Below are 26,852 nucleotides of genomic sequence, written 5' to 3' on the forward strand. Positions count from 1 at the left end.
CGCTTGTCAGCAGCCGGTATTCAAGAAGCGGAGAAACTGGTGGGCACCATTCACGCCAGACTCAACCGCAGGGCGAGCGCCGCCAACGTCACCAGCAGGATGGGCGTTGTCAGCGTGATGCCGACCCGGAAGTAATACCCCCAGCCGATTGTCACGCCTTTCTGGCCCAGCACATGCAGCCACAGCAATGTCGCCAGCGAGCCGATCGGCGTGATCTTCGGCCCGAGGTCGCAGCCGATGACGTTGGCATAGATCATCGCCTCGCGCACCGCGCCGGTCGCACTGGTGGCGTCGATCGACAATGCGCCCACGAGAACGGTCGGCAGGTTGTTCATGATCGAGGACAGCACGGCAGCGATAATCCCGGTGCCGAATGCCGCGCCCCAGACCCCGCCTTCGGCCGTCCACTCCAGCAATCCGGCCACAGCCGCGGTGAGCCCTGCCTTGCTCAGGCCGTAGACGACCAGATACATGCCGAGCGAGAAGATCACGATCTGCCAGGGCGCTTCGCGGATTACCTCGCCGGTGGGGATAATGCGCCCCCGCACCGCGACGACGATGAGGACCAGCGCGCCAATGGCCGCCACGGCGCTGATCGGCACGCCAAGCGGATCGAGCACGAAGAAGCCGACCAGCAGCAGCGCCAGCACCAGCCAGCCTGCGCGGAACGTGGCATGATCGTGAATGGCCTCAACCGGAGCGCGCAATTGGCTGGCATCGTAGCGGGCCGGAATGTCCTTGCGGAAGAACAGCATCAGCGCGGCCAGCGTGGCCGCAATCGCGGCGAGGTCGACCGGCACCATCACCAGAGCATAGGCACCGAACCCGATGTCGAAGAAATCGGCCGACACGATGTTGACGAGGTTCGAGACGACCAGCGGCAGGCTGGAAGTGTCGGCGATGAAGCCCGCCGCCATTACGAAGGCCAGCGTCGCTCTGGCGTTATAGCCCAGCGCCCGGAGCATCGCGATCACGATCGGGGTAAGGATCAGCGCGGCCCCGTCGTTGGTGAAGAGCGCCGCCACGCCTGCGCCGAGCAGCACGACCAGCACGAACAGCCAGCGCCCGTTGCCACGGCCCCAGCGCGCGATGTGCAGCGCTGCCCATTCGAAGAACCCGGCCCGGTCCATGAGCAGGCTGATGAGGATAACCGCGACGAAGGCTCCCGTGGCGTTCCAGATGATGTCCCACACCACGGGAATGTCGGCCAGCGAGATCACGCCGGTGGCAAGCGCCACCAGCGCCCCGGCGACCGCGCTCCACCCGATGCCGAGCCCACGCGGTTGCCAGATCACCAGCGTGATGGTGGCGACGAAGATGAGGGCCGCAAGAACCATCAGCCGACAGCTCCGGCGGATGTGTTCGTGGCCTGCTCTCCGTCTGCCTCGGGGGGAGAGTGGTGCTGCATGTTTCCAGCCAGTTCAGGCTCTCTGTGATCGAGGACTTGCGGGACGCCGAAAGCTGCCAACCGCTCGCCGATGGCAGAGGCCCATCGTCGAAGCTGACGGGCAGGGGGCGCCCCGACGCGCGCCAATTGCAGAAGTAAGAGGATCACAGCAGGGGCGTTTGGCCAAGGTGAACCCGCAATGCGCGTCGGCAACAGGTAATCCGGGCCGAACGGATCCGGCGCGGCTCGCCGTCGAGATTGACGAAGATCTCCTTGTCGGATTCGAACTGAATGCTGTCGGATCGGGTGCGAATGGCGAACCGTTCAAGGCTCGCGGCCCCTTCGTGGATGAGGGTGCGGATGGCCTCGGTTCCGGCATTCTCCGCCAGCGCGGGCAAAATCATGAGGTCGATCTTGCCATCGTCGAGCCGTGCTTCGGGGCACAGCGTGATCCCACCGCCCGCCTGTCGTCCATTGCCGAGCGCGAAGGCGAGAAAATCACCTTCCCATTCGAAGCCCTCGGCGTGAAAGCGTCCGCGGCAAGGCTCCATGTCGCCCAGCCGGACAAGGCCGCTCAGAATGTAGGCGAGGCCGCCCAGGTGGCGCTTCAGATCGGGGTCGGTCTCTGCCGTCACCTGCGAACCGAAGCCGCCCGAGACGAGATTGACGAAGGGCTCTGCGTCAAAGAGCCCGAGGTCGATGGCGCGCGCTGGCGTCTCGGCCACGAGCCGCAGCGCCGCCTCGGGGTCGGCGACCGGAATTCCGGTCGAGTGGGCGAAGTCGTTTGCCGTGCCCAAGGGCAGGATGCCGAACGAGCAGCGCTCGGGCGGCGAAACCTGCCAGGCCGCGCCAATCACCTCGTTCACCGTGCCATCTCCGCCGCCCGCGACAATGCAGTCGATCTGGCCCGCGCGCGCATCCTCCACCGCCTCGCGTGCAAGACGGGTGGCATCGCCCGCTTCCCACGTCACGCGCACACCGATCTCGTGACCTTCGCGCCGAAGCGTCTCAATGGCCGCGCGCACGGCCTGATTTCCGGCGGCCTTGCCGTGAAGGATAACGCGTATTCTGGTCATGGGGGGCTCGGTACTGCTGCTGTCGTCGTCAGGCTGCGGGCTGGCTCATTAGCGCACGCGCGTCCAGACCTGCGTGCGGCAACCGATAGCGCCAAGCAGGCAGCCTCTGGCCCGGATCGTGTTGGTGTCCACCACGGTGACTGTCCCTGAAAAGGTCTCGCCGAGATCGGGAACGAAGACCTGACCCCGCCAGACGCCGGGTTCTTCCTCCGAAAAATTGCGGAACAGCTGGGCCCCGATCAGAGGGTCGGTGCCGCCACGGCGCGAGTCCGCCTTGGCCTTGTCGTTCGCCCACGAGACGGTCCCGCACATCTGGCGGCCGCAGCGTTCAATCTGAACGTGGACGCTGTTCGAAGGATTGCGCCAAACACCGAGCGAACGATCCTGCGCCGATGCCCCGGAGCACAGCAGCAGCGCGGCCCCGATCGCAAGCAAACCTCTCATGACAGCGTGTTGGTCGCGCGCCGTGCGGCCATGGCAAACCAGACCACAAAGATCCCGCGCGACAGGAAGCTGACCGAAATCAGCATCGCCAGCAGTACGAGGTTTCCGCGCAGGTCCATGAACACCAGCAGCAGGCCCAGAATGATATGGATAATGCCCAGGAACAGTCTCCAGCCCCGATCCATGCTGATGCGGAAGGCGCTGATGATCTCGGCGATACCCGCCGCCAGCAGCCAGAAACCCAACATCCAGATCACGGTGGCCGAGCCCGCGAGCGGCATCATTATGACGAGGCCGCCGGCGACAAGTGCGAAAACTCCCAGCACCAGCTCAGTCCAGCGGGCATGGCCGGACATGGCGGACAGGCCTGCCACAATCGCGAGTATGCCGTAGAACGCAATGGTGAAACCGATCAGCAGGCCGGTCACTATTCCGGTGGCGAGCGGGTTGGTCAGGGCGACAATGCCCGTGAGGATCAAGAGCAGGCCATAAGCCAGGAGCCAGCCCCAGCGAAACGAGGGCAAAGTGGATTCTGGCGAGAGTTCCGGGTGCATGTCAGGCATATCGCGCTCCAATCAGAGACGCATACTACACAGGTCGGAGCCTTTGCGGAACTACAAGATCCGGTTGCCTAAATGGTGGTGCTGCCCGTTCCGGATCTCCCCGATGCTTCAGGCGGTTGCGCTCGATGCCGCTGTGCCGGAACTGGAAGCGGGGCTGGCGCGACTTCTCCACGGCCTCCCGGAAAAGGTACGAATCAGACCCGCATCCGCCGCTCTGTTGTTTCTGGCTGGAACCTCTTCACGGCCTGCCGCCCTTCCACACCTGCACTTCGCCAGCATCGGCATCGATGCGCAGCCAGTCGCCGGTTTCGATATGCTCGACCGGGTCGATATCGAAGTCGGTCATGCTGGGTACGCGCAGCACCACAGCGCCAAGCGCCGCTTTGGTGGTCGTGATCGTGAACAGCATGCCGATGGGCGACATGCCCGCCAGCCTGCTGGTGTGAAACACTGCTGACCAGCCCGAAGAACCCTTGGCTCCCGGAAACACGAGGATCTTGCCCGCAAAGCTCACCCCGCGCAGTTCGTGGCGGCTTTCGATCACCTCGCCCTTCATCGGGTTGACGCCGCCCCAGCCGGAAATAGTCTGCTGTGTCGCCAGCGCTTCGCCTTCGACCACGCCGCCCACCACCTTGCGGCCGCGGATCACCAGATCGGGCTTGCGTGTTGCGGTTGTAGCCATCAGTGCAGCCCTCCATTCCAGCGGCCGGTGCAGGCGGCATCGATGCAATCCTGCGTCGTGCCGAACCAGCCTTCGATGCCCATGATCGCGGGCAGGTAGTGCGTCTGCTTGGCGCTGTCGAAAGCGGCCACCTTCGTGCCCGGTGGCACGGCCTGACTGATTGCAGAGCAGGTGTCTGTCATCAGCTTCGCGCCGGCGGCGGCGAGGATGCGGTCGTAGCCCGAGGCCATGGCGGTCGCCTTCACCGCGCGGCTGGTGAAGATCCACAGCTCGGTGTTTGCGTGGACCTTGCGGCCTTCGAGCATCCGCGCCGCATCGGCGATCTGGTCGATCGAATAATGCGGGCAGCCGAGCATGATGTAGTCGACATCGCGGCTGCTGCCGATGGAATTGAGCCGTTCGTAGACCTCTGCGCGTTCCTTCGCGCCGTAGGTAAAGGTCTCGCCCTTGTCGGCACCGCCGAAAGCCACTTCGCGGGTGGGCGCCTCGGGGGTGATGCCGAGCATGTGGTACATCTCGACCCCGCCCGACGAGGCCGCGGCCGCTCCGAAATGCTTGTGCTTGATCAGCGCCGCATCCGAGATGTCGCCCGACAGCACCGGGATCGCATCCTCCACCGCGGCGCCGGTGAAATAGCCGAGCATCCCCCATTCGAAGATCGAATCCACCGGCACCTCCACCTTGATGGCGTGCTGACCCTTGCGGAATGCGTCGGTGTGGAAGCCCCAGTTGGGAATGCGCTTGGCCAGCATGGCGGCGCTGGTGCTCTCGCGGCCCTCGCAGTTGGTGCGCCCGCCGATCACCGAGTTGCAGAACACCACCGCGCTCGATTCCATCCACGCGCAGTGTTCGCCCATCACCGGCACGTTGCCCGCGAGATAGGGGGTGCAGGTCTTCATCACCTGAATGCCGTGTGCGGCGACTTCGGCTTCGTCGCTGCGGAAGTTGGCGAAGGCTTCCTCGGTCATCCCCTGTTCGCGCCACAGCTCGGGGTCCATCCCGCCTTGCAGGTGGCACGAGAAACCGTTCATGCGCGGCACGTCGACCACTTCGTCGCTGTCGAGATCGAAGCGCGAGAATACCGCGCGATAGTCGCCGCCGTCTTCCTTGTAATAGTCCTTCACCCACTTTGGCGAGGAACCCGGCACCCCGGCGATATTGTTGCAGTAGACAAAGTCGGGCGCGTCGAGTGCTTCGGCATAGCGGATCAGCAGGTCCATCGCCTTGGCGACGGCTGGCCCCTCGGCGCCGTCGCGCATGGCTTTTTCCGCATCGGTCAGACTTACCATTTGGGTTCTCCCCGAGTGTTGGCCATGTCGATCAGCACCGCTCCGGTGCCCATTTCCTGAACGTCGCGGCGGTACATACCGAGCCAGCCAGCGGCGGGCACGGCGAATTCGTCGCCCGGGCCGGGGCGGGCGGCCAGTTCCTCTGCCGGCACCATCACGTCGATGCGCCGCGCGGCCACGTCGATCTCGACAGGGTCGCCGTCGCGCACCAGCCCGATGGGGCCGCCGACCGCGCCTTCAGGGGCGACCTCGGCGATGGTCAGGCCCTTGAGGCACAGGCCCGAGAGCTGCCCGTCTGTAACAAAGGCCACGTCCTTGGCGAGCCCCGCCGCATCAATCGCGAACAGGATATTGGAGGCCCCGCCGCCCATCGCCGGGCCGCCCTTCAGGCCTTGCCCGCGCAGCACGAGAACATCGCCCTTCTGCACCGTGCCGCTGGCGATAGCCTCCATTGCCTGCGCGGTGGTCTCGAACACCCGCGCCGGGCCGGAGAAGGCCTCGGGCCGGGAGCCGTCGCGGATACCCAGTTTCACCACCGCGCTTTCCGGCGCCAGCGAACCCTTGAGGATCGCAATCGACGGACCTTCCGAGATGGGGTTTGCGAGCGGGCGAATGACCTCATCGTCGGCCACTGTAACTTCGGAAAGGTCATCGGCCAGCGTCTTGCCCGAGGCGACGATCACCTCGGCATCGAGCAGGCTTTCGAGCTGCTTCATCATCGCGCGCGCGCCGCCTGCATCCTCGAACTCCTCGATCCGGCGCGGCCCGCTCGGGCGCACGGCGGCGAGGGTGGGAACAACGCGGCCCATGTCCTCCCAGATCTGGAACAGGTCGATGTCGAGCCCGCCCTCTACGGCCACAGCCTGCAGGTGCTTGATCGCATTGATCGAGCCGGAGACCGCCAGCACCATGGCGGCCGCGTTGCGGAATGCGCCCTCTGTCATGATCTGGCGCGGGGTGAGGCCCTCGTTGACCATCTCGACGATCCGCGCGCCTGCCTCGCGGGCATAGGCGAACATCTTGTCCGAATTGGCGCGCACCGGGGCGGAACCGGCCACGCACATGCCCAGCGCCTCGACCACGCAGTGCATGGTGTTGGCCGTGGCCATACCCGCGCAGACACCGGGGCCGCGCACGGCCTGTTTGGTCATCGCGTCGACCGAGTGCTTCATCGCGCCGCCCAGCCTCTCGCGCACGCCGCCGGAGAACAGGTCTTCGATATCGACATGGTCGCCGTCGATCATGCCCGAGGCCTGATAGCCGCCGATCACGAGGATGGTGGGAATGTTCATCCGCATGGCGGCCATCAGGTGGCCGGGCGGGGTCTTGTCGCAGGAGGTGAGGCAGACCATCCCGTCGAGCAGCGCGGCCTCAACCTGAGCCTCGATGTCGTTGGGGATCAGATCGCGCCCGGCGAGGATATAGCTGCCCTGCCGCGCGGCCCCGGTGATGAAGTCCGAAGGCGCGGTTGTGCGCACTTCGAACGGCACACCGCCAGCGGCGCGGATCGCCTCTTTCACCTGTTTGGCCACGCCATCGAGATGGGCGTAGCACACAGCCAGTTCGGAGGAGGAATTGACCACCGCGATCTTCGGCTTGGCGAGGTCTTCCTCAGACAGACCCAGCGCCTGCCAGTGCGCGTGGCGGACGGGGGAATTGGCGGCGAGACTTCTCAGGGTCATGCGGGGCGTCTTTCGGGAAAGATGGCAAAAAAGCCGGCCAGACTCCGCTGGAGCCCGGCCGGAGAGGGGATCAGGTCAGAACCGGGCGCGTACACCGCCCTTGAACATCCGGCCCACGGGGTTGAACAACACGTTGTTGCCCGCGCCGTTGGCACCGGGGAAGGTGGGCGGGTTCTGGTCGAACACGTTGTCGATCCCGGCGAAGATCTCGAAGCGCTGGCCGGAGGCCGGGAGCAGCCGGTAGGTCGCCATCAGATCGACATAGGTGCGCGAGGGCAGTTCGTTGATGTTCACGCTGTTCGGGTCCTCGAACGAGAAATCCGGATCGCCGGGGGCGACGAAGGTGGGGAAGAAGAACCCCTTGTCGATCCAGCGCACGTGAGTGTTGAACGAGAAGGCTTCGCCAATATCGAGCGCGATATTGGCATCGAGCGTCCAGTCCGGCGCGCCCGACGGGGTGCCGCCGCGCAGGCCGGTCTGCCCGGCGCGCTGGGTTGCGCCCACCGAATCGTAGGTGATGAGATCCTTCACATGGTTCGCCAGCAACATCACCGAGAGCTGGTTGTCGCCGCCAAGCGGCTGGCGATAGTTCAGCTGGAAGTCGATCCCGCGCGCGACCAGACGGTTCACGTTCTGGATCGTATCGTTGATGTTGGTGACATTGTTCGAAGCATCGCGGGTAATCAGCGAGCACGACAGCGTGTCGCCATCTTCGCAGCGCTGCACGATGTTCTGCTGGCCCAGCGTGCCGATCGCGTTCGAAATGTCGATGTCGTAATAGTCGACCGAGGCGCGGAACTGGCTGAGGAAGCCTCCGGTCGGTTGCAGCACCACGCCTGCGGTAAAGGTGTCGGCTTCTTCAGGAAGGAGGCTGGCGTTCGAGCCCTTGGTGATTGGCACGATCACCTGCACCCCGCCGTTGCCGACGTCGGTCAGGATGCCGGTGGTGGTGGTTTGCGGGCCGAACAGCTCGGGCACGTTGGGCGCACGAATATCGCGTGAGCGGGTAACGCGCATCCGCACCGCCTCGACCGGTGCCCAAACCGCGCCGAGCTTCCAGGTAGTCGCATTGACCGAGGAACTGTCCGCGAAGGCGGAGGAGCGGTTGTAGTGCGTCTGCCGGATTGCACCGCTGAGGCCGAGCTCCTCGGCAAAGGTCACGCCGCTGAGCAGCGGCACGTCGACTTCGGCATAGCCTTCGACCACTTCGACCTTGCCCGCGATTGCCGATCCGTTGCCGGCGTTGAAGAACCCGCCAGCCTTCGAGATGTCGTCGGTGTCGCCGCTGAGATCGTCGCTGCGGTACTCCCCGCCGAACGCCACACCGACCGGGCCGCCGGGCAGTTCGAACAGGCTGCCGGCCACGTTGGCGGCAACGATGTGCTGCGTGGTGACGCTGGTCTGGAAGCCCGAGCCGGTGACGTAGGCGACCGCCTGGTCGAAGTTCGCGCCCTGGCCATAGCCGAAGGGATTGAGCGGAACGCAGGACGGATCGTCGTTGGCAGGATTGGCATCGGCGTTCACACGGCACACAGGCACCCCGCCGACGCTGGTTGCGTCGAGCGCTTTCACGATGTTGGCGGTGATGGTGTTGTTGGTGAGATCCGAGCGGAACGAGTTGCGGCCATACTGATAGTAGGCGTCGGCGGTCCAGCCGCTGCCCAGCTCGTATTCGAGCCCGGCCACCACCCGGAACACGCGGTTTTCCGCCTTGATCTGCGTTGCCCCGACATCATGGAAGCCTTTGCCGAGGGTGAAGCTGGTCGCCCCGGAACTGGCAAGGATCGTCGGAATATCGAGGGTTGGATCGTTCGAGCGCGGGATGAACGGGTTATCGTCCTGGATGACGATGCCGATATTGCGATAGGCGGTCGAGCGGTGGCGGCCATCGGCTCCGCCCACGGTCACGCCCAGTTCGAACGAGAGATCCTCGCTTGCTTGCACAGTCAGCAGGCCCATTGCGCTGTAGCGTTCGGTGGGGGAGACGATCGGGAAATCGAAGTAGGGGTTTTCTTCAGCGGGCGTGCCGGTTTCGCCGCCCACCATCCAGATGCGGTTGGCATAGGAGCCGAACTGATAGCGCCGGGGCGTGCCATCGTTGTTGAAGGTGATGCCGTCGATCGGGCGCAGCACCGGCACATCGACACCGGTAAAGGCGCTGGCGGGCGGAGTGGTGACACCCTGATAGTCGGCGCTCCAGGTGGCGGCATTGGGCAGGATGTTCGAGGCCGGGCGGTCGGGTGACTGACCCGCGGCGAGCGGATTGCGCCCGATGATCGTCATGCCGTTCACGCACCAGTCGCGGTCGCGGCAGGCGTCGATCCCGTCGGACTTCTCCCACTCGCCACCAACCACGAGGTGAACGTTGGAGCCGAAGTCCCAGCCGCCGGCCACGCCGACCTGACGGGTGAGGTTGTCGTTCCGGTTCGAGATGCCGAACTGGGCGTTGGCCTTGTAGCCGGTGAAGTCGCGGTCGAGAATCAGGTTTACGACGCCCGAAACCGCGTCGGACCCGTAGACCGCCGAGGCACCGCCGGTCACCACATCGGCGCGGCTGAGCAGGATCGAGGGGATCATGTTGGTGTCGACCGTGCCCTGCGTGGTCGAGGAGACGAACCGCTTGCCGTCAACCAGCGTCAGCGTGCGCACCGCGCCGAGGCCGCGCAGGTCGAGGATGCGGCCGCCGATATTGAGGCCGGGGCCGGGGTTGAGACCCGAGGTCGCCGGACTGGCCGTGGCGGAAAAGCTCGGCAGTTCGTTCAGCGCATCGCCGAGGTTGGTGATGCCGCGCTGTTCGATCTGGTCCGAGCCGAGCATCGTGACCGGCGTGGGCTGCTCGAAGCTCGAACGAATGCGCGAGCCGGTGACGACGATCATGCTGTTCTCGCCACTCGCTGCCGTTTCGGACGGTGGCGAGGCGGCTGCCTGATCCTGCGCCTGTGCGGCAGAGGACAAGCCAATCGCAAGTGCAAACGCGCAGGTAGTTGCCGAAAAGACGGTGGCCTTCGTCATCATATCTCCCTTTCCCACTGTGATCGTGGTTGTTGGGCAAGGGGATATGCAGCGTTGAGTGAACGGACAATATGCCATAATGAGACGCCAGCGTTCGCAGATCGCGAATAATGGGAAGAGCGTTATGGACACTCTGGTGAATATCCGCACCTTTCTGGCCGCCGCCAGTCTGGGCAGCTTTGCCGCCGCCGCGCGGGCCGAGCGGATTGCGCCATCGGTGGTGTCGAAGCGGATCGGCCAGCTTGAGCATCAGTTCCGGGTAACGCTGTTTCACCGCTCCACGCGGGAGATCCTGCTGACCTCGGACGGGCGCCGCCTGTTGCCGCAATGCCAGCGCTTGCTCGCGCAATATGAGGAAATCGCCGAGCCGGAGGCGACCGAGACCGTGCGCGGGCACTTGCGCATCGACGCGCCGGGCACCGTGACCAACCGCATCTTCGGCCCGCTGTTTGGCGAGTTCATGCAACTCCATCCCGAAGTGACGATCGACTTGCGACTGATCGACCGCCTGAACGACCAGCTCGATCTGGATTGCGATCTGACCATCGGCGCGCGCCCCTCGACCAGCGGACAGGTCGTCGAGATTCCCCTGATGCCTTATTCCAACGCGACCTATGCCAGCGCACGCTATTGCGAGGAGTTTGGGACGCCAGTCCATCCTCACCAGCTGATGGAGCACAAGTGTCTGGCCTCGTTGCTCTATGGGAACACCTGGCACTTCTATAGCGAGCACAACGATTTCGCGGTGAGGGTGCAGCCACGGTTCCAGGTCAACGATGCGCTCGTGTTGCGCGAAGCGGTCCGGCAGGGGCTGGGGGTGGCCGTGCTGCCCTCGATACTGGTGGCCGACGACGTTGCGAGCGGCGCGTTCGTCAGGCTGTTGCCCGATTTTCGGCCACCGCCGCTCTGGCTCAAGGCGATGGTGCCCAGCCAACGGATGCTGAAGCCCAATGTGCGGGAACTTGTTGCTTTTCTGCAAGAAAAGCTCGCTATGGCGCAGGAGAAATCAGGCGCTGAAATGTGGAATGTGTTGCCGCACAGGCAGCAAGTGGACTTTCAGTAGCCTCGGTCCGATCCGGGGCTGAACCGTGAAAATTGCGGCCATCTCATGGTTTCATCTTGCGGCAATCTCTTAGACTGTTCTGTCAGTATCTATTTCAATGTGTGCTGGCATTCTTTCAGGGGCTTCGAATTGGCGGAAATATGCTCTTCGGGCGGCCACTATTTTGCATCTCGTCGGTTGAGCCTCAATGGCTGCGGTGACCGTTAAGATTGATGGAAAATCAGAGGGTAACGCTAAATCGTCCCACTTTGATAGACATATGTTAGGAACACTTGCTCCAAGGTCAGCAGCGGCATAGCTGACTGATTATCGGCGCGTTTTTATCGCGCGCTGATATGCCTGGGGGACAAACAAAGATGCGTGGTACTTTGAAGGGAAGTACGATTGTCACAGGTGGGGCGGGTTTCCTCGGCTCCTTCCTGTGCGAAAGGCTGCTCGAACGCGGCGAAGATGTGGTCTGCATCGACAACTTCTTCACCGGGCGGAAAGAAAACATCCGCCAGCTCATGGATAACCCTCGCTTCGAGGTGCTGCGCCATGACGTGACCGTTCCCCTGCAAATCGAAGCGGATGCGATCTACAATCTGGCCTGCCCGGCCAGCCCGATGCACTATCAGTTCGATCCGGTGCAGACGACGAAGACCAGCGTGCTCGGGGCGATCAACATGCTCGATCTGGCGCGTCGGACCAAGGCGCGCATTCTGCAGGCCTCCACTTCAGAGGTCTACGGCGATCCGAAGCAGAGCCCGCAAGCCGAAAGCTATTGGGGACACGTCAATCCCATCGGCCCGCGCGCCTGCTACGACGAGGGCAAGCGCTGCGCCGAGACGCTGATTTTCGATTACCGCCAGCAGTATGGCCTCAGCACCAAGGTCGCCCGCATCTTCAACACCTATGGCCCGCGGATGCGGCCTGACGACGGGCGCGTCATATCGAACTTCATCATTCAGGCGCTGCGCAATCAGCCGATCACGATCTATGGCGATGGCGAGCAGACCCGGTCCTTCTGCTACGTCGACGACCTGATCGACGGGCTCATCCGGCTGATGGATGCCCCGGAAGAGACCTGCGGCCCGATCAACCTTGGCAACCCGGTGGAATTCACCATCCGCGAACTGGCGGACCTGGTGATCGCGCAAACCGGATCGCGCTCGGTGATCGAGCAGCATCCGATCCCCGTCGACGATCCCAGACAGCGCCGACCCGACATCACGAAGGCGCGGCAAAGCCTTGATTGGGAGCCGGAAATTCAACTGAAGCAAGGCCTCGAAAAGACCATCTCCTATTTCGAGCAATTGCTGCGGGATAACGATCAGCTGACGTTGCACCTGCCATGAAGAGGGTCTTCGTTACCGGAGGCGCGGGGTATGTCGGCGCGCATTGCTGCAAGGCCTTTGCGGCCGATGGCTGGGAAGTCGTCACGTTCGACGATCTCTCGCGCGGTTGGCGCGAAGCGGTGCGGTGGGGGCCGCTGATCGAGGGCTCGCTGCTCGACCGCGAGGCGCTGGGCCGCGCGATGGATGAGACCAGGCCCGACCTCGTCGCCCACTTTGCTGCCTTCGCCTACGTCGGGGAGTCGGTCGGCGATCCCGGCCTTTACTATCGTAACAACACGGTGGCTTCGCTCAACCTGATGCAGGAACTCGTGGCGCGCGCGGCGGTGCCGGTGCTGTTTTCGGGAACCTGCGCCTCTTACGGCAATCCGCAGTTCCTGCCGATCACCGAAGATCACCCACAGGTGCCGATCAATCCCTATGGCTGGTCCAAGCTGTTCGTGGAGAAGATGCTGCACAGCTTTCATGCCGCCCACGGGCTGAACTCGGTAACGCTGCGCTATTTCAACGCCGCCGGGGCCGACCCGGACGGCGAGATCGGCGAGCGGCACGAGCCGGAAACGCATGCCATCCCGCTCGCGATCGAGGCGGCCATCAACGAGGCGGCGGACTTCACCGTTTTCGGGACCGATTTCGATACCCCGGACGGCACTCCGGTGCGCGACTATATCCATGTGACCGATCTGGCCGATGCCCATGTTCGCGCGGCGAACTATCTGCTCCGCGAGGCTGGTTGCCATGCGTTCAATCTGGGCACCGGTCAGGGCACCAGCGTGAAGGAGCTTCTCGCGGCGGTGGCGCGCGCGGTGGGGGCGGAGCCGAAGGTGACCTGGGGCGCACGGCGGGCAGGCGATCCGGCGATCCTCGTGGCCTCGGCGCAAAAGGCGAAAAGCCACCTTGGCTGGACACCCGCTCACTCGTCCATCGAGGAGATTGTCGAGAGCGCCCTGACATGGCGCAACAGCATGGGCCGATAGATGGCAGGCGCTCCAGACAGGGGCACCGTCGCCGTGGTGATCCCCATGTACAACGCTGCCGAAACAATCGAGCGAACGCTGCAAAGCGTGCGTGCGCAGACCTATGCCGATCTCGATATCGTGGTGGTCGATGACGGGTCGGGCGATCGCGGGCCCGAGCTTGTGATGTCCGTCGCCGCGCGCGATCCGCGGGTCAGGCTGGTCCGGCAAGGCAATGGCGGTGTGGCCGAGGCCCGCAACCACGGCGCGGCCCTGACCACGGCCCCTTATCTGGCCTTTGTCGATGCCGACGATCTGTGGGCGCCGGAAAAGGTCGCGGCGCAAATGGCCTTGATCGCCGGCGGACCGCCAGCGCTCGCCTATTGCTGGTTCTGCCAGATCGACCGGCGCGACCGGGTCTATCGGCCCAGCTACCGTCCGCCCAGCTACGAGGGCGATGTCAGGCGGCAACTGGCGGGCGAGAACTTCATCGGCAACGGCAGTTCGATGCTGATGCATCGCGAGGTGTTCGACGTGGTCGGCGGCTTCGATGCCGAGCTGCGCGCGAAGGGTGCGCAAGGCTGCGAGGATTACATGTTCGCCATGGCGGCGGCGCAGCATTTTCCGTTCCGCTGCGTGCCCCGCCGACTGGTGGGCTACCGTATCATGCGGGGGAACATGTCCAGCGATGCGGAAAAGATGGTCCGGTCATACGAACTGGTGGTCGAGCGTTTCGCGCGCGAGATGGCCGACTATCGCGACGAGTTCGTCGACCATCACCGCAACTTCCTGCTGTGGCATGCCCAGCGCGCGGCCATGGAGGGCGCACGCAAGAGAGCCATCCTCATGATGCGTCGGCTTCAGCAAGATCATGCGTTTGCGTCGTCTTCGCTGTGGCTCGAACTGGTTGGATTCTATATCAAGGCGCTCTTGACGCCGCGCTGGTTGAAAGATTGCGTCGCCCGCATGGGGCTGATTTCACGCCCGAGATATCAGGACGGCACTTGGTAGGCCTTTGCTCGCAATGAAAACCGTTCGGTCTGCAACAGGCTTTGGGAAGAGAGGCGGGGCCTGTTCCGGTCGCCTCTTCATGGGACATTGGCGGTCATGCTGAGGGCGCGCACTTTCGACCGCGATCGGCTCGTCCATTTGCGCGATGTTATTTTCGTGTTGGTGCGGCGCGATTTCCGTGCCCGCTACAAGCACACCAGTGTTGGCATGCTGTGGTCGGTCCTGAACCCGCTGCTGTTTCTGGCGATCTTCTATGTGGTTTTCGCGCATGGGCTGGATCTGCTTGAAACCCCGCGCCTGAGCGGCATCTTTATCGCGATCCTGTCATGGCAATGGGTGCAGGCGGGGCTCAACCAGGCCGCCGCCAGCATCACCGGCAACGCCAATCTGATCGGTCAGCCGAGCTTCCCGGTCGAGGCTTTGCCGGTGGTCTCGACCATCTCCTCGCTGGTCAACTTCCTGATCGCGCTGCCACTGCTTGCCATGTTCATGCTGTTCGAGGGGTTCACCCTCGGGGCGAGCGCGCTGTGGCTACCGGTGATCCTGGCGATTCAGTTCGTGATGATCCTCAGCGCGAGCTATTTCGTGGCGGCAATGAATGTCGGTTTTCGCGATGTCGAACAGAGCCTGCCGATCGTGTTGCAACTCGGCTATTTCATCACGCCGATCTTTTACGAGCTGGGCAGCCTGTCCAGCAGCATCAAGGCCTTCGTGCTGCTTAATCCGGTCACGCATCTGGTGGAGGCCTATCGCGCAATCCTGCTGCGACAGGAGGCGCCCGACTGGGGGGCGCTGAGCGTCATCCTGGCGGGCTCGCTGCTGCTGCTGATCGTGACGGTGGCCTATTTCCGATCGGCCCGCTCGCGCTTTCTGGAGGAGCTATGAGCGAGGTTGTGTTGCGCGCCGAAGGGGTGGGCAAGGCCTTTCGGCGCTATGCCACGCCCAATCCGGCCACGATGAAAGAGGCACTCCTGCGCGGCTTTTCGCGCGGGAAGGCTGAGCGGGTCTGGGCCCTGCGAGGGGTCGATCTGGAGGTCGAGGCCGGGGCGATGGTGGCTGTGATCGGTCATAATGGCGCGGGCAAGTCGACCCTCCTGCGTCTGCTGGGCGGCGTGATGCGCCCCGATGAAGGGCGGATCGAGCGGCGCGGACGAACCGCTGGTCTGCTTGACCTCAACGTCGGGATGCATCCGGAACTGAGCGGGCTGGAAAACCTCCAGATCGGCGGCGTCGTCGCGGGGCTGACCCGGCAGCAGGTCGCCCGTCGGATGGACGAGATCATCGCCTTTTCCGAACTTGAGCCTTTCATCGAGGCCCCGTTCCGCACTTACAGCAGCGGGATGAAGATGCGGCTCGGCTTCGCGGTGGCGTCGCATGTCGACCCCGATATCCTGCTGGTGGACGAGGTGCTGTCGGTGGGTGATCTCTCGTTCCAGAACAAGTGCCTTGAGCGGATCGAAACGATCAAGCGGCAGGGCACTGCCGTGGTGCTGATCAGCCACGATCTCGAACAGGCCGAGAGGCTGTCCGACAAGGTGATGTGGTTGCGGCAGGGCGAGGTCGTGGCGGTGGGGCAATCGGCAATGATCGTCGGCGACTATCGCGCGGCGATGTCGAGCAAGTCGCGCGCCGTGACACCGAGCGGGAAGCCCGATCGCGTTCTGGCGATGGGCCATGTGCTGCGAACCCACGAAAACCGCTTCGGGTCGATGGAGATGGAGATCGAAGACCTGCGCCTGCTTGGCGCAAAGGGAGAGCCTGTCAGCGAGATCGGACCGACCGATCCGCTCACCATCGAAATCGAATATCGTGCCGAGACCGGGGTTGCTCCGATTATCGGGCTCAGCATCGGCCGCGATGACGAGGAGGTGATCGACATCTCGTCCGAAGGCGACCGTATCGAGCTTGCGGGCGGCTCCAATCGGGTGGCGGTGAGCTTCAAGGGCCTCGATCTCAAGCCGGGCGACTACGCGGTGAGCGTTGGGCTATACGAGCCGAGCTGGGCCTATGCCTATGACTACCACTGGCGCGCCTATCCGCTGACTGTCACCGGGCAGGCACGTGACGATCGCTCGGGGCCACCGCGCCGGTGGACGGTGCAGTCTCGCTAGGGGCGAGGGCGGAGCGGCCGTGGCCCCCGTCCTGCACCGCCTGAAGGCCTGCCGCGCGCAGATACTCGTCGGCGAAATCCCGGCAGAGCAGGGGCCGCAGGTATCCAGCGTGCAATTGCTCGCGCCCCGGGTCGGCAGGCACCGTGCCAATGATATTCCGCCCCCATTTCAGCACGATACCGTGGGGGCGCCTGGCATCCAGCACCTGCTCGGCAGCCTCCACCCCGTCCTGCAAATCGATGACGAGGGGGGCGTGATCGTCATTGTAGGATTGTTCGCTCGCGGCAATCAGCCTGAGCAGTTCCTCGCGGCCATCGGCACCCGCGACGACCCCGCGCCAGTAGTTGTGCATGAGCAGCAGGTCTGACAGACGGCGCCAGACGCGGCGCAACCGCAGGCGGTCGGCAATGCCCAGCAACACGTGCGTACCTCCGGCGAGGAGCGCTGCCAGCCTCGGCGAAGTGAAGGCCAGACGCTGCGCAAGCCGGGAAATTCGCGACCAATGGAAGTTGCCTAGCCGCAGGGTTCTGGTGAGCGGCGGATAGCGCCGTGCGAGCCAGACATTGGCCACGCCCTCATCGTACTGACGGCGCAACGAGCGGGCAAAGTCGGTCCGCTCCTCGTGCACGCCGCTCGCCTCGCGGCTGAAGCTGAAGCAGGCCCCGGCCTCGATCAGACGGTAGCCCAGTTCATAGTCCTCGTGGCAGCGCAGTTCGGTCTCGAACCCGCCCAGTTGGCGGAACAGCGCGGCAGGAAGCGAGAAGTTGCCGCTGAGCAGATCGCGATAAGTGAAGCGGTGGCCGGGTTCGGCCATGCGGTCGAAGATCGTTTCCCACCATCCACGCAAGGCCGAAGCGTAAAGGCCGCTCTGGGTGGCCAGTCTGGTGGGCAGGTAGCCGATCACCACCAGCGGATGACGAACCGCGTTGCGATGCCGGGCAAGATGGCTCGCCACGAAGTCCGGCGCTGCATTGATATCGTCATCGAGGAAGATCAGCAGCTCGGCGCGGGCGCTTCGCGCACCCGTGTTGCGTGCTAGTGCCGGACCGCCGTTCTCCTGCTCCACGATGGTGAGCGGGTAGGGCAGTTCCATCGCGCTGGCGCGGGCGACGGTGTCGTCGACACAGCCGTCCGAAACCAGCACCACTTCGAACGTGCCAGCGGCAACCGATTGCCGCGCCAGTGCGGTGAGTGTTCGCACCACGGTATCGGCGCGGTTGAAGGTGGCGATCACGACCGACGCCTGCGGTGTGCTGTTCCTATCCATAACGCAGCAGCTTCCGGCGGCGGATGTTTCTTACCGAGCGCAGATAGGCCCATGGCCCGCGCAGGCAGCCGCGGATCTCCGCCCGGATCATGCGGCGGTCGACCTCGGGGCCCCGGCGCAACAGGGCGCGCAGGATCGCTTTCGCCTGAGCGTGGCGAAACCACAGCCAGGCGATGCGAAAGACCCCGAACTCGCCATCGACCAGGAGGGCGCGGGTCATCGCGGCATAGGCCCCGGTGCCATAGCCCTCGATGGCCTTCTCCAGTTCGTCGGGCGAATTGCGGTGGCGATGGCGGTTGATGGCGCGCGGCTCGTAAACGATGCGGTATCCGGCCCCGAGGATGCGGGAATACATCTCGTGATCGCCGCCAGATTTGGTGACGGTTCCGGCATCGAGCGCGCCGTCGAACCCGCCCACCGTCTCGACCAGCGAACGCCTGACCGACATGTTGACCCCCGCGCCGATCGCGCCCGGTGTGAGCGGATCGTCGCGCATCGGATCGAACACGCGGCGTTCGAACCCGCGAATGAAGCTCGAATATTGCTCGAACTCTTCCTGCGACGGATGCTCCAGCTCCAGCGGGACGGTGAGGCCGGTCACGCACAGCACGATGGGCTGGATGTAGTTGGCAAGGTGCGCGGTGAGCCAATGCCGATCGGGCACCGCGTCGTCGTCGATAAAGACCACCACTTCGCCGCTCGCTTCGCGCAGTGCGCGGTTGCGGGCGTGGTTTAGGCCGGCAACCGGTTCGCGCAGATAGCGGACGCGCGGCATTGCGCGCACCAGCGCTTCGGTCCGGTCGTCCGAGGGGCAATTGTCGATAACGAGCACCTCGTGCTCCGGGCCGTCGAGGTCGAGGATACCCTCCAGGCAGCGTTGCAGGTCGTCGGGCCGGTCACGCGTGCAGACCGCGACCGTAGCCGAAGGCAGCGTCGCGGCGGCTTCGCGGTCGTCACCGCCGAGCAGGATCCGGTCGCGCAGGTGGCAGGCGCCGGCAGACAGGGCGTTCTCGATGGCGGTGCCTTCGATGCGCTGGTCGGCAATGGGGATCGTTACCTGCTCGATCGGGGCATTGCGGCAGCGAACGAGGATCAAGGCATGCGAATAGTGCGCGGCGATGCCCAGCCGGCTGAACGGCGCGGTCCATTCCCAATCGAATACAAGCGTCGCCATCGAAGTCCTTGCCTTGCGAACCGGGCCCAGTGGATGAAATTTCCCTTATCTGTCGAGTGCTTGTGAAAAGGTGTACGAATGTTGGACCATTGCCGCGTGGATGCTTAAATCGCACCGGCAGCGGCGGAAAGGGATGGCGGGGCCCATCGCGGGACCGATAGGGCAAAGAAGCAGGCCTGCCCGTCCACGCCGTAAAACGCCGAGCCGCCATGGGCCTTGGCAATCGCCTGCACCACCGACAGCCCGAGGCCCGAACCTGCGCGGCTGCCGCCTTCGGTTTGCTTGCCCTGGGCAAACAGCTTGAAGGCATCCCGGGCAAAGTCGTCAGGCAGACCCGGCCCCTGATCGACCACCCGGATCTCGACCGTGTCTGCGTGCATGCTGGCTTCGACGCACAAGTCGCAGGGGTTGGCATGGCGCTGGGCGTTGTCGACCAGCGCCAGCAAGGCCTGGCGGATGCGTGTCATATCGAGCACGGCCTTGCCGGGAGCCGGGGATATGGTGAGGCTAAACCCCGCCTCGACCAGACCCGGCTCGACCAGTTCGCCAAACTCGGCGATTTCGCGTGCCAGATCCACCTCGATGCGCTCCAGCCGCATTTCGCCGCTGTCGAGCAAGCTGACGATCCGCAGGTCTTCCACCAGCCGCGACAGCCCTTCGACCTGCTTGAGCAGCCGGTGTAATTGCGCATCGTCGGGACTGAACACACCATCGATCATGCCAAGCAGACGCCCACGCAAAATGGTCAGCGGGGTGCGCAGTTCGTGGGCGATCTGGGCATTCCAGGTGATAACATCGTGGGCGATTTCCTCCAGCCGGTCGGCCATGCTGTTGAAGTCGGACACCAGCAAGGCAGCTTCGCCCGGCAGATCGTCATCAGCCTGGGCTCTGGCAGTGAGATCACCTTCGGAAATCCGCCGCGCGGCCTGCGCCACCGATGCCAGCGGTGCGACAATGCGGCCGGCAAGGCGCAGCGCCATCGTAATCGTGACCAGCAGTACCAGTGCGGCCACCAGCGCCAGCACCAGCAATTCCGGCGTCGTGGGAAGGAGTATGCCGTTGTCCTCCTTCGGTAACAGGTTGGGGTAGAAGCTGTAGGCGGCCAGATAGAGCAGGTAGATGCCGAGATAAGATGAGAGCACGCCCATGAAGGCACCAAGCCCCATCGACAGGGCAACATGCCGGCCAAGGCCCTTGAGCGGCTTCATTTGACCGCCAGCAACCGATAGCCGACGCCGCGCACACCCGATGGCATGTCGTCGATCCCCGCCTCGGCAAGCTTCCGGCGCAGCTTGCTGATATGGCTGTCGACCGTGCGGTCGAGCGCGTCTCCGCCCGGCAGGCAGGCGTCGACCAGTTCGCCCCGGCCGAACACCCGCATCGGCGCGGCGGCCATGTGAACCAGCAGGCGATACTCGGTAAGCGTGAGGTTGAGGTGGACCAGTTCGCCGCTGGCCGCATCGGCGACACTGGCAAGGTGGCTGTCCGGGTCAATCCTGAGCGCGCCCACGCGGACGATCCTGCTCCCTGAATTGCCCGCCGTGCGGCGCAGCACCGCGCGCACCCGCGCCACCACCTCGACCGGATTGAACGGTTTGACCACATAGTCGTCAGCCCCGATCCGCAGGGCTTGCAGCTTGTCGATATCCTTGTCGAGTGCGGTGATCATGATGACGGGCGTGGTCCCGCGTCGGCGGATTTCGCTGAGGACATCCCAACCGTCGCTGCCGGGCAGGCCGACATCGAGCAGCACCATGTCGGGCTTCAGGCTCTTGTGCAAATCAAGCCCGGCTTTCCCGTTCGCGACGGAGATGGAGCGAAAGCCCTCACGTTCGAGATAGGCGGTCACGATCTCCGCAATCTCGGCCTCGTCTTCCACAACGAGCACAAGGGCATTGTCCGTTTGCAAGTTCCTGATCCTCCTCCAGAACGGGTGCACTATAGCGGCGATTATCAGGGGAGGGCCACTGGCCTCCACACAATCGCAACATAGCCTGCACACAAGGTCGACGCTCCGGTGTCATAGGCGCCGTGAAATCTGGCCGGATACCGGCCGCACATGGGCAGCCCACCGGGCGGAGACGAAGAATTTATGATTGCAAAGGTCCGCAAGCGCGCATCGCTCGCTGTTGTCGGCACGCTTGGCCTGGTGCTGGCCGCCTGCTCGTCGCCGGAGCAGGCACCGCCGCCCGAAATAGAGGTGGCGGTGCTCAAGGTGAAGCCTGAGCCGCTGGCGCTGTTCGACGAGTTGCCGGGCCGGGTGGTGGCCTACCGGGTGGCCGAGATCCGTCCGCAGGTCGGCGGGATCGTGCAGCGCCAGCTGTTCGAGCAGGGCAGCGAAGTGCGCGCCGGACAGCCGCTGTTCCAGATCAACGCCGCGCCGTTTCAGGCCGACGCCAACAGCTCGGCAGCGGCCTTGCAGCGGGCCCAGGCGACCTTCGCCCGTGCCCGGCTTCAGGAGGAGCGCCTGCGCCCGCTGGTCGATGCCGATGCGATCAGCCGCCAGAGCTATGACGATGCCCGCGTCGCGCGCGATCAGGCCGCCGCCGACGTTGCCGAAGCGCGTGCCGCTCTGGCGCGGCGCCGGCTCGATGTGGGCTTTGCGCGGATTACCTCGCCAATCTCAGGGCGCATTGGCGAGGCGCTTGTGACCGAAGGCGCGCTGGTCTCGGCCAATGACGCCAATCCCTTGGCGACGGTGCACCAGATCGATCAGGTCTATATCGACGTGCGCCAGCCGGTCGCCCGCATCGAGACGATGCGTGCTGCCATCGAGGCGGGCACAGCCGACGAGAATGCGCCGGTCGAGATCCTCTCGACCGAAGGCCAGCCCTATCCGGTGAAGGGGCGGATGCTGTTCTCCGGCATTACCGTGGACCCGAGCACGGGCAACGCCGTCGTCCGTGTGCTGGTGCCGAACCCCGACCGGCGCCTGCTGCCGGGCATGTTCGTCCGCGCGCGGCTGCCGCGCACCTTCGAGCAGGAGGCGATCACCGTCCCCCAGCAGGCAGTGCGCCGCGATCCCTCGGGCAAGGCGCAGGTCTTTGTCGTCGATGGCAAGGGGCAGGTCGCGGCCCGCGACGTGGTCGTGGGTGACGTGATCGAGGGGCGTTACCACGTTTCGAGCGGCCTTCGCGCCGGGGAGACGGTCATTGTCGAAGGGCAGGACAAGGTTCAGCCCGATGTGCCCGTCAAGTCCATCGCCTGGCGGCCTGCCGCCGCAGCAGCACGCTAGGCGAGGGGAGAGCGATCCATGCCGCAGTTCTTCATCAACCGGCCCATCTTCGCCTGGGTCGTCGCCATCGTGATCGTGCTGGTCGGCTTGATCGCGATTCCCCAGCTGCCGATTGCCCGCTACCCGACCGTGGCGCCGCCCTCGGTCAGCATCTACGCGAGCTATCCCGGTGCAACGCCGCAGGCGATGAACGACAACGTCGTCAGCCTGATCGAGCGCGAGCTGTCGAGCGTCAAGAACCTGCTCTATTTCGAATCCTCGGTCGACACCTCGGGCGAGGCCTCGGTTACGGCCACGTTCAAGCCGGGCACCGATCCCGAGCTGGCGCAGGTCGACGTGCAGAACCGCCTCAAGACGGTCGAGCCGCGGCTGCCGCAAATGGTGCGGCAGACCGGGGTGACGGTGGAAGCGGCCTCGTCGAACTTCCTGATGATCATCGACCTGATTTCGCCCGATGGCAGCCGCGACCCGGTCCAGCTGGGGGACTATGCCGCGCGCAATGTCGTGCCCGAACTCAAGCGGATTGCGGGGGTCGGGCGGACGCAGCTGTTCGGGTCCGAACAGGCGATGCGCGTCTGGTTCGATCCGACCAGGCTGCTCGCCTATAACCTGTCGATCGGTGACGTGACTGCGGCTATCGCGGCGCAGAATATCCAGATCGCGCCGGGCAAGCTGGGCGACTCCCCGGCCATTCCAGGACAGCGCGTGACCGTGCCGCTCACGGCAACGGGGCAGCTCAGCACGCCGGAGCAATTCGCGGCCATCGTGCTGCGGGCCAACCCCGACGGCTCCAGCGTGCGGCTGGGCGATGTGGCGCGGGTCGAGCTTGGCGGGCAGACCAGCAGCTTCTCGGTTCGCACCAATGCCAATCCCAGCGCGGGCGTGGCGATCATGCTGTCGCCCGGCGCCAACGCGGTGCAGACGCAGCAGGCGATCCTCGCCCGGCTCGACGAACTGAAGCAGGACATGCCCGCAGGCATCGAGCCGGTGGTGACCTTCGACACCGCGCCCTTCGTCAGGATTTCGATCGAGAAGGTGGTGATCACCCTGATCGAGGCGATGGTGCTGGTGTTCCTCGTGATGTTCCTGTTTCTGCAGAACGTCCGCTACACCTTCATCCCGGCGATTGTCGCGCCGATTGCCTTGCTCGGCACCTTCACGGTGATGCTGCTGGCCGGGTTCTCGATCAACGTGTTGACGATGTTCGGCATGGTGCTGGCCATCGGGATCATCGTCGACGACGCAATCGTGGTGGTCGAGAATGTCGAGCGGCTGATGGCCGAGGAAGGGCTGTCGCCCAAGGAGGCGACGATCAAGGCCATGCGCGAGATCACCGGCGCGGTGATCGGGATCACGCTGGTGCTGTCCGCCGTGTTCATTCCGATGGCCTTCGCCAGCGGCTCGGTCGGGGCGATCTATCGCCAGTTCACGCTGTCGATGGCGGTGTCGATCCTGTTCTCGGCCTTTCTGGCCTTGTCGCTCACGCCAGCCTTGTGCGCGACGATCCTGAAGCCGGTGCAGGGCCACCAGAGCAAGAACCGTTTTTTCAGCTGGTTCGACCGCAGCTTCGCCAGCATGACCGAGCGCTATCGCGGCTGGCTGGGCCTGTTGCTGCGGCATACGCGCCGGGCGATGGCGGGCTTCGCGCTGATTGTCGGCCTGCTGGTCGTCAGTTTCGTGAACCTGCCGACCGCTTTTCTGCCGGAAGAGGATCAGGGCTATTTCATGACGCTGTTCCAGCTCCCCGCCGACGCAACGACCGAGCGCACGCTCGATGTCGTCAGGCAATACGAGGAGCACGCCTTGAACCGCCCGGGCATCAAGGATCTGGAAACGGTGCTGGGCTTTGGCTTCGCCGGCTCGGGCACCAATGTCGCCATGGCCTTCACCATGCTCAAGGACTGGGGCGAGCGCGATGGCGCCACCGCCGCCGCCGAAGTCGCCAGCGCGACCGAGGCGATGGCCAATGTGCCCGAAGGTATGGTCATGAACCTGATGCCGCCCGCTATCGACGAATTGGGCACCTCCTCGGGCTTTGCCCTGCGCTTGCAGGATCGCGCCAATCAGGGCGAGGAGGCGCTGTTGGCGGCGCAGTACCAGCTGCTGGCGGCGGCCGCGCAGAGCACGCAGGTGGTCGGCGTCTATCCCGAAAACCTGCCCGACAGCACCAGCGTCGAACTCGTGATCGACCGCGAGAAGGCCGAGGCGCTCGGCGTTCCGTTCGCAGCGATCAGTGAGACGATCTCGGCGGCGATGGGTTCGTTCTACGTCAACGACTTTCCCGAGCGCGGGCGGATGCAGCAGGTGATAGTCCAGGCTGACGCGCCCTATCGCATGCAGCTGGCCGACGTGCTGAAGCTCAACGTCCGCAACCAGACCGGCGGCATGGTGCCGCTGTCCGAAGTGGTGACGCCGGTCTGGGGCCAGACGCCGTTGCAGTTGACCCGCTACAATGGCTACCCGGCGATGAAGATTGCCGGCGAGGCCGCGCCGGGCGTGTCGAGCGGCGATGCCATGGCCGAGATGGAGCGGCTGGCGGCGGACCTGCCCAGAGGCTTTGCCATCGAGTGGACCGGCCAGTCGTTGCAGGAGCAGCAGGCCGGAGCCGAGGCGCCGATGCTGCTGGCGCTGTCGATGCTGGTGGTGTTCCTCGTGCTGGCCGCGCTTTACGAGAGCTGGTCGGTGCCGCTCTCGGTGATGCTGGTGGTGCCGCTGGGGCTGGTCGGCGCGATTGCGGCGGTGATGCTGCGCGGCCTGCCGAACGACATCTTCTTCAAGGTGGGGATGATCACGATCATCGGGCTCTCGGCGAAGAACGCGATCCTGATCGTCGAGTTCGCCAAGCAGTATCGCGACGAGGGGATGGGACTGGTCGAGGCAGCGATGACGGCGGCAAAGGTGCGCTTGCGCCCGATCATCATGACCAGCCTTGCCTTCACGCTCGGCGTGGTGCCGCTGATGCTCGCCGCCGGGGCCAGCGCCGAGACGCAGCATGCCATCGGCACCGGGGTGTTCGGCGGGATGATCACGGGCACGATCCTCGCGGTGTTCCTGGTGCCGGTGTTCTTCGTCGTGGTGATCGGGCTGGCCGACAGGCTGCGCCAAGGCCGCAAGGAGCGTCACGACAAACCCGCTGCGCCTGAGGGAGCAAGGCCATGATCCGTCGTGCGTGCATTGTATGGCCAGCGCTGCTGCTGGCCGGGTGCTCGATGAACCCGCAACTGGAGATGCCGGTCGCCCCGGTTGCCGCAGCCTATCCGCTCGCCAACGCGATGGACGAGGCCCATGCCGCCGACCTCGGCTGGCGCGAGATGTTCGGTGATCCGCGCCTGCAACGCCTGATCGCCCGGGCGCTGAGCGACAGCCGCGATCTGCGCATCGCGGTGCTCAATGTCGAGGCGGCGCGCGCGCAGTTCCGGGTCCAGCGCGGGGCCATGCTCCCCGCTGTCGAGGTGGCGGGCAGCTACAGCAGGCAGCGCACTTCCGCTGCCGCCGAAGCCGAGGCGGGCCGTGGAAGCGAGTTCGACCAGTTCACGGCGCAGGCCGCGCTCACCAGCTTTGAGATCGACCTGTTCGGTCGTTCGCGCTCGTTGTCGCAGGCCGCGTTCGAGCGCTATCTCGCCACCGACGAAGGACGGCGTGCGACGCAGATCGCGCTGATCGGCGCGGTGGCCGATGCCTACCTCGCCGAACGTCTGGCTGACGAACAGCTCAAGCTGACCGAGGCGACGCTGAGCGATTGGCGCCAGTCGCTCGATATTGCGCGGCGGATGCATGCGGCGGGGCAGAACAGCGGCGTCGACGTGGCGCAGGCCGAGGGGCAGGTGCGGCAGGCCGAGGCCGATCTCGAAGCGCGCAGACGGGTGCTGGCCCAGTCGACCAACGCCTTGGCGCTGCTGATCGGCGGGCCGCTGCCCGAGGATCTGCCGCCCCCGTTGTCGCTGGCGGAGCAAGGCATCCGCACGCAGCTTCCCGCCGGCCTGCCGTCCGATCTGCTGGTCCGCCGGCCCGACATCCGCGAGGCCGAGCATCAACTGGTAGCCGCCAATGCCGATGTGGGGGCCGCCCGAGCGGCCTTCTTCCCGCGCCTGTCGCTGACGGCGGCGTTCGGCTTTGCCAGCGGGGCGCTCGACAGCCTGTTCAACGCGAGCAGCCGGGCCTGGTCGTTCACGCCGCAGGTCGCTGCGCCGATCTTTCAGGGCGGGCAACTGCGCGGCAATCTCGATCTGGCCGAGGTCCGCAAGTCGGTGGCCGTGGCGAACTACGAGCGCGCGATCCAGTCGGCCTTCCGCGAGGTCGCCGATGGTCTGGCCGGACGCGCCACCTTCGAACGCCAGCTCGATGCGCAGCGGCAGGCTGTCGCCACCACGGCGAGGCGTGTGATGCTGTCAGACCTGCGTTACCGCGCAGGGGTTTTCGGACGGCTCGAACTGCTCGACGCGCAGCGTGACGATTATGCGGCGCGCAGCGCGCTGCTCGACCTTGAACGCGAGAATCTGTCGAATGCGATCGGGCTCTATCGCGCTCTGGGTGGCGGTTTGCTCGAATATGGGGCCCAGGATTGAA

21 protein-coding genes are annotated in these 26,852 nt (G+C 64.9%); 9 read left to right on the top strand and 12 right to left on the bottom strand.

Going from position 1 to position 26,852, the window contains the following annotated elements:
• Positions 1 to 50 precede the first annotated feature (50 nt).
• The 8 genes from D2V17_RS15545 to D2V17_RS15580 all read right to left on the bottom strand — a co-directional run bounded on the left by D2V17_RS15545 (position 51) and on the right by D2V17_RS15580 (position 10,135).
• Complete coding sequence (locus D2V17_RS15545) at positions 51 to 1,337, bottom strand: arsenic transporter (protein WP_119593730.1); 1,287 nt, start codon at positions 1,335 to 1,337, stop codon at positions 51 to 53.
• 214 nt (positions 1,338 to 1,551) lie between these two features.
• Positions 1,552 to 2,463 carry a lipid kinase YegS gene (gene yegS, locus D2V17_RS15550; RefSeq protein WP_119593732.1) on the bottom strand — a complete coding sequence of 304 codons (912 nt, stop codon included), beginning with the start codon at positions 2,461 to 2,463 and terminating at the stop codon, positions 1,552 to 1,554.
• A gap of 48 nt (positions 2,464 to 2,511) precedes the next feature.
• Positions 2,512 to 2,907, bottom strand: a complete 396-nt coding sequence (locus D2V17_RS15555; protein WP_119593734.1) for a DUF2147 domain-containing protein — start codon at positions 2,905 to 2,907, stop codon at positions 2,512 to 2,514.
• On the bottom strand, positions 2,904 to 3,470 hold the full coding sequence (locus D2V17_RS15560; RefSeq protein ID WP_119593736.1) for an HdeD family acid-resistance protein: 567 nt from the start codon (positions 3,468 to 3,470) through the stop codon (positions 2,904 to 2,906). The genes D2V17_RS15555 and D2V17_RS15560 overlap by 4 nt, the downstream gene beginning before the upstream one ends.
• A 238-nt stretch (positions 3,471 to 3,708) precedes the next feature.
• Entirely contained in the window at positions 3,709 to 4,152 is a 444-nt protein-coding gene (locus D2V17_RS15565) for an aconitase X swivel domain-containing protein (RefSeq protein WP_119593738.1), read from the bottom strand.
• The gene (locus D2V17_RS15570) at positions 4,152 to 5,441 is read right to left on the bottom strand and encodes an aconitase X (protein ID WP_119593740.1); all 1,290 of its coding nucleotides are present in this window, start codon (positions 5,439 to 5,441) and stop codon (positions 4,152 to 4,154) included. Before D2V17_RS15570 ends, D2V17_RS15565 begins: the two co-directional genes overlap by 1 nt.
• The gene (locus D2V17_RS15575) at positions 5,435 to 7,123 is read right to left on the bottom strand and encodes a dihydroxy-acid dehydratase (RefSeq protein WP_119593742.1); all 1,689 of its coding nucleotides are present in this window, start codon (positions 7,121 to 7,123) and stop codon (positions 5,435 to 5,437) included. Before D2V17_RS15575 ends, D2V17_RS15570 begins: the two co-directional genes overlap by 7 nt.
• A 75-nt stretch (positions 7,124 to 7,198) precedes the next feature.
• Complete coding sequence (locus D2V17_RS15580; RefSeq protein WP_191229235.1) at positions 7,199 to 10,135, bottom strand: TonB-dependent receptor domain-containing protein; 2,937 nt, start codon at positions 10,133 to 10,135, stop codon at positions 7,199 to 7,201.
• A 124-nt stretch (positions 10,136 to 10,259) separates the two neighbouring features.
• Between D2V17_RS15580 and D2V17_RS15585 the strand changes: the two genes are divergently transcribed.
• The 6 genes from D2V17_RS15585 to D2V17_RS15610 all read left to right on the top strand — a co-directional run bounded on the left by D2V17_RS15585 (position 10,260) and on the right by D2V17_RS15610 (position 16,610).
• Positions 10,260 to 11,198, top strand: a complete 939-nt coding sequence (locus D2V17_RS15585; RefSeq protein ID WP_191229236.1) for a LysR family transcriptional regulator — start codon at positions 10,260 to 10,262, stop codon at positions 11,196 to 11,198.
• 356 nt (positions 11,199 to 11,554) lie between these two features.
• Positions 11,555 to 12,535: a UDP-glucuronic acid decarboxylase family protein gene (locus D2V17_RS15590; protein ID WP_119593748.1), complete on the top strand. Its 981-nt coding sequence runs from the start codon at positions 11,555 to 11,557 to the stop codon at positions 12,533 to 12,535.
• Positions 12,532 to 13,509, top strand: coding sequence for a UDP-glucose 4-epimerase GalE (gene galE, locus D2V17_RS15595; RefSeq protein WP_119593750.1), 978 nt, complete (start codon positions 12,532 to 12,534; stop codon positions 13,507 to 13,509). The genes D2V17_RS15590 and galE overlap by 4 nt, the downstream gene beginning before the upstream one ends.
• A complete protein-coding gene (locus tag D2V17_RS15600) occupies positions 13,510 to 14,499 on the top strand; it encodes a glycosyltransferase family 2 protein (RefSeq protein WP_119593752.1) in 990 nt (329 codons plus the stop codon).
• 96 nt (positions 14,500 to 14,595) lie between these two features.
• Positions 14,596 to 15,384, top strand: coding sequence for an ABC transporter permease (locus D2V17_RS15605; protein ID WP_119593754.1), 789 nt, complete (start codon positions 14,596 to 14,598; stop codon positions 15,382 to 15,384).
• Positions 15,381 to 16,610 carry an ABC transporter ATP-binding protein gene (locus D2V17_RS15610; RefSeq protein WP_119593756.1) on the top strand — a complete coding sequence of 410 codons (1,230 nt, stop codon included), beginning with the start codon at positions 15,381 to 15,383 and terminating at the stop codon, positions 16,608 to 16,610. The genes D2V17_RS15605 and D2V17_RS15610 overlap by 4 nt, the downstream gene beginning before the upstream one ends.
• On the opposite strand, the gene D2V17_RS15615 is transcribed toward D2V17_RS15610, so the two are convergent.
• The 4 genes from D2V17_RS15615 to D2V17_RS15630 all read right to left on the bottom strand — a co-directional run bounded on the left by D2V17_RS15615 (position 16,546) and on the right by D2V17_RS15630 (position 20,960).
• On the bottom strand, positions 16,546 to 17,877 hold the full coding sequence (locus tag D2V17_RS15615; protein ID WP_119593758.1) for a glycosyltransferase family 2 protein: 1,332 nt from the start codon (positions 17,875 to 17,877) through the stop codon (positions 16,546 to 16,548). The two genes, D2V17_RS15610 and D2V17_RS15615, sit on opposite strands and share 65 nt — an antisense overlap.
• Entirely contained in the window at positions 17,870 to 19,051 is a 1,182-nt protein-coding gene (locus D2V17_RS15620) for a glycosyltransferase family 2 protein (RefSeq protein WP_119593760.1), read from the bottom strand. Before D2V17_RS15620 ends, D2V17_RS15615 begins: the two co-directional genes overlap by 8 nt.
• Before the next feature lie 104 nt (positions 19,052 to 19,155).
• A complete protein-coding gene (locus D2V17_RS15625) occupies positions 19,156 to 20,259 on the bottom strand; it encodes an ATP-binding protein (RefSeq protein ID WP_119593762.1) in 1,104 nt (367 codons plus the stop codon).
• Entirely contained in the window at positions 20,256 to 20,960 is a 705-nt protein-coding gene (locus D2V17_RS15630) for a response regulator (protein ID WP_119593764.1), read from the bottom strand. Before D2V17_RS15630 ends, D2V17_RS15625 begins: the two co-directional genes overlap by 4 nt.
• Positions 20,961 to 21,143: 183 nt before the next feature.
• Here D2V17_RS15630 and D2V17_RS15635 point away from each other — a divergent pair, with 183 nt between their 5' ends.
• The 3 genes from D2V17_RS15635 to D2V17_RS15645 are packed head-to-tail and all read left to right on the top strand — an operon-like array spanning position 21,144 to position 26,851.
• Positions 21,144 to 22,286 (top strand): efflux RND transporter periplasmic adaptor subunit, encoded by a 1,143-nt coding sequence (locus D2V17_RS15635; RefSeq protein ID WP_119593786.1) that lies wholly within the window; start codon positions 21,144 to 21,146, stop codon positions 22,284 to 22,286.
• Between the two features lie 18 nt (positions 22,287 to 22,304).
• Entirely contained in the window at positions 22,305 to 25,445 is a 3,141-nt protein-coding gene (locus D2V17_RS15640) for a multidrug efflux RND transporter permease subunit (RefSeq protein ID WP_119593766.1), read from the top strand.
• Positions 25,442 to 26,851, top strand: a complete 1,410-nt coding sequence (locus tag D2V17_RS15645; protein ID WP_119593768.1) for an efflux transporter outer membrane subunit — start codon at positions 25,442 to 25,444, stop codon at positions 26,849 to 26,851. The genes D2V17_RS15640 and D2V17_RS15645 overlap by 4 nt, the downstream gene beginning before the upstream one ends.
• Position 26,852: the final 1 nt, after the last annotated feature.

Source organism: Aurantiacibacter xanthus (genome assembly GCF_003584015.1).
Taxonomy (GTDB): Bacteria; Pseudomonadota; Alphaproteobacteria; order Sphingomonadales; family Sphingomonadaceae; genus Alteraurantiacibacter; species Alteraurantiacibacter xanthus.